Here is a 3263-nt window from a genome sequence, read left to right on the forward strand (position 1 = left end):
GGATGCTGGTACGGTGCTGAGCCCGGCCATATCCGAGTTCCACGTTGGCGCCCATGGACTCCAGCAGCTTGCGCTCGGTCTCGATATCGCGAACCTGGGGAATATTTTCGAGGATGATCTCATCCTCGGTAAGGATGGCGGCAGCCATGCAGGGGAGAGCGGAGTTCTTGGCTCCAGAGACTTTGATGGTGCCGAGGAGCGGGTTACCGCCGCGAATAACAAACTTATCCATGAGCCAACGAGATACCTTAACGAATCAGTAAACGCCTCTTTGATTCTACGGAGTTACGTTGTGGAAGGGAGTGCTTCGGCTGGTTCAGGGCTTAGATCATTTTTACTGTAGGTGTAGTTGAGGGGTTCCGATCTATGGGCGTTTTCCGCAATGAAAACGCCGCTGCACATCCCTTCCGGGATACCAGCAACAGGAAAAATGCTCTAGATCTCAGCGTGATGAAGTGCTCTGGTAGAAAACGCCTTTGCGATACGGAATAGCTCAATGCTGAACCAGGAAAGGCAAACGAGAAACAGCTTGCCGCATTTGTGCGGAAGCATCGCCGGGTAGGTCTCAGGATGGAACGGCGAAAGGGTGAAATGGTGTTCCAGAAGGCAGATGACAACTGGCACCCAGCGTAGCCGTGAGCGAGAGTGTGAGGCGGAGGCGTTGACCGCAAAGAGCAGAGTGCTTCACAGAATGGAACGAACCATCCCCACGAAATCGTTTGTGGCGTTCAGACTTTCTATCGCCGTGAGCATATTTTCTTTTGTCACGGTCGGAATCACAATCAAGCCAGCTTCGCTGAAACAGGTCGCCCCCTGCTTGAATGTGAAGTCGATTTCCTGCTGCAGGCGCACTGGATCAAAGAATGTGACCGGAAGGGAGGAACCATCGGGAAAGCGCAAAACACATGCTCCGAACCATCCCTTTTGCTCTACTTCCCAGGCGGTATAGTCGTCGAACTCTACAAGAAATTCGAGTTTTGGATGGCTGTTCATAGTTCCCGAGGTTAGAGCGGGCAAGCCGTCCTACAGCTCAAGGCGGGAGTCTTCGATCGCCAAACGGACATTGCCATCCGACTTGGAAAGGCGGCGGACGGCCTCCATCTTGTCCACGCCGGCCTTCAGCATGACGACCGCGATAGGGATGGATTTACCGGCTGACTTGATGGCGCGGATGGCGGTTTCACGATCGACGCCTGTCACCCGCTGCAACACGTTGATACCGCGCTCGACGAGCTTGGCATTCTTCATGTGGACGTTCACCATCAGGTTCTCGTACACATAGCCCAGACGAGTCATCGCGCCCGTCGTGATCATGTTCAGGATCATTTTCTGGGCTGTACCCGCTTTCATGCGGGTCGACCCGGAGATGACCTCAGGACCTACGTCGGCAACGATACAGATATCGGAGACCTCAGCAAGACGGCTATTGGGATTGCATACCACGGCGGCGGTCCGCGCTCCGCGCTGGCGGGCATAGTCTACGGCGCCGACAACATACGGTGTGTGGCCCGAGGCCGAGACACCGATCACAATGTCTTTTCTGGTTGGGCGGCGCTTGGCAATGTCGCGCTGGCCCATCTCCGGGGAATCTTCATTGACATCAGCGGCAGAGGCAAGAGCTTTTGGGCCGCCGCACATCAGGTACTGGATCTGCTGAGGCTGCGTCGAAAAGGTAGCAGGGCATTCCTGGGAATCCAGTGAAGCGATGCGCCCTGAAGAGCCGGCCCCAACGTAGATTAGCCGGCCGCCATCGCGCAGGGCGCGGGCAACCTGGTCGATCACCAGAGCGATCTCAGGAAGCGCTTTTTTGACTGCCAGGTGGACCTTTGCATCCTCGTGATTAATGATCCGGGCAATCTCAAGCGCACTTTTAGTGTCAAAGCCTTCGGATGCTTCGTTCGGCCGCTCCGTGACGAGTGCCTGCAGGTCGAACTGCTCACGTTCTGTGGATTTGGCGGCGGGAGCTGCAAGGGGTTCGGTCATGAGCGCTGGCATAAGGGTATCGATACAGGCGGAACCATTCTAGTCCTAAGTTACTTGGATGCGACAGATGTGTGTTGTGGATGGCCGTTACGGAAGTGATACGCCCTCTCCGGGAAGGTAGAATATTAGAGATAATCCAAAGATTATTGAGGAAGTGGCTTGCCGGGCAGGCAGCTGAGGAAGAGGGCCAAAGCGCTACGCATGACGGAAATCAAACCGATTCTGGTGACCGGTGGGGCCGGTTTTATAGGAAGCAATTTCGTACTGGACTGGATTGAGACGGAGTCGTCGCCAGTCATCAATCTCGATAAGCTGACGTATGCCGGAAACCCGCTGACCCTGGCGTCTCTGGAAAACAATCCCCGCTATACCTTCGTCCACGGGGATATCTGTGACGGGGAGTTGGTCGCCGATCTGTTGAAGCGTCACCGCCCGCGGGCAATTGTCCATTTCGCCGCCGAGAGCCATGTTGACCGCTCTATCCTCGGGCCGGAGGCATTTCTAAAGACCAATATCGACGGGACCTTCCAACTGTTACGAGGTGCTTTGGCCTTCTATCGGACACTTGCAGGGGAGGAAAAAGAGAGCTTCCGATTCCATCATGTGTCTACCGATGAAGTTTTCGGGACACTGAAGGCGGAAGATCCGGCTTTCCACGAGGAAACGCCATACGCGCCAAACTCCCCCTATGCGGCGAGCAAGGCCGCAAGTGACCACCTCGTCAGAGCGTGGCATCACACCTACGGTCTCCCGACGTTGATGACCAACTGTTCCAATAACTACGGGCCATATCACTTCCCAGAAAAGCTGATTCCGCTGATGATTACCCACGCATTGGAGGGGAAGCCTCTGCCGGTGTATGGTGATGGTTTGCAGGTTCGGGACTGGCTATACGTAAAGGACCATTGCTCTGCTATTCGGACGGTGCTGGCACAAGGAACAGTGGGCGAGACGTACAACATCGGAGGCTGCAACCAGCGAACGAATCTGGAAGTTGTGACGTTCCTCTGCGAACTGCTGGACGAACTCGTTCCGGAATCTGCCTTCCGGCCGCATCGGCAGCTCATCCGTTTCGTGACGGATCGCCCAGGCCACGACAGACGGTATGCCATTGATGCCAGAAAAGTCGAGCGGGAGCTGGGGTGGAAACCGGCTGAGAGCTTCGAGACAGGCCTCCGGAAGACGGTGGAGTGGTATCTAGCTAACAAAACGTGGACCGAAAACGTCACGAGCGGTGTCTATAAGCAGTGGATTGAAAAGAACTATGGATTTCGGAAGGC

Annotated in this window: 3 protein-coding genes and 1 pseudogene; 1 reads left to right on the forward strand and 3 read right to left on the reverse strand. The window is 55.5% G+C overall.

Annotated elements, in window-relative coordinates:
- The 3 genes and pseudogenes from AB4043_RS19670 to murQ form a co-directional block, all read right to left on the reverse strand.
- Nucleotides 1-232 (reverse strand): annotated as a pseudogene (locus tag AB4043_RS19670) (UDP-N-acetylglucosamine 1-carboxyvinyltransferase); the annotation flags it as partial.
- 452 nt (nucleotides 233-684) lie between these two features.
- Nucleotides 685-993, reverse strand: coding sequence for a hypothetical protein (locus tag AB4043_RS19675; protein WP_442299363.1), 309 nt, complete (start codon nucleotides 991-993; stop codon nucleotides 685-687).
- A gap of 30 nt (nucleotides 994-1023) precedes the next feature.
- Nucleotides 1024-1983: an N-acetylmuramic acid 6-phosphate etherase gene (gene murQ, locus AB4043_RS19680; protein ID WP_147648558.1), complete on the reverse strand. Its 960-nt coding sequence runs from the start codon at nucleotides 1981-1983 to the stop codon at nucleotides 1024-1026.
- Between the two features lie 201 nt (nucleotides 1984-2184).
- Between murQ and rfbB the strand changes: the two genes are divergently transcribed.
- Nucleotides 2185-3263, forward strand: a 1079-nt coding sequence (gene rfbB, locus AB4043_RS19685) for a dTDP-glucose 4,6-dehydratase (RefSeq protein WP_442307849.1), incomplete at its 3' end; no start/stop codon positions are given.

Source organism: Terriglobus sp. YAF25, assembly GCF_052113305.1.
GTDB lineage: Bacteria > Acidobacteriota > Terriglobia > Terriglobales > Acidobacteriaceae > Terriglobus.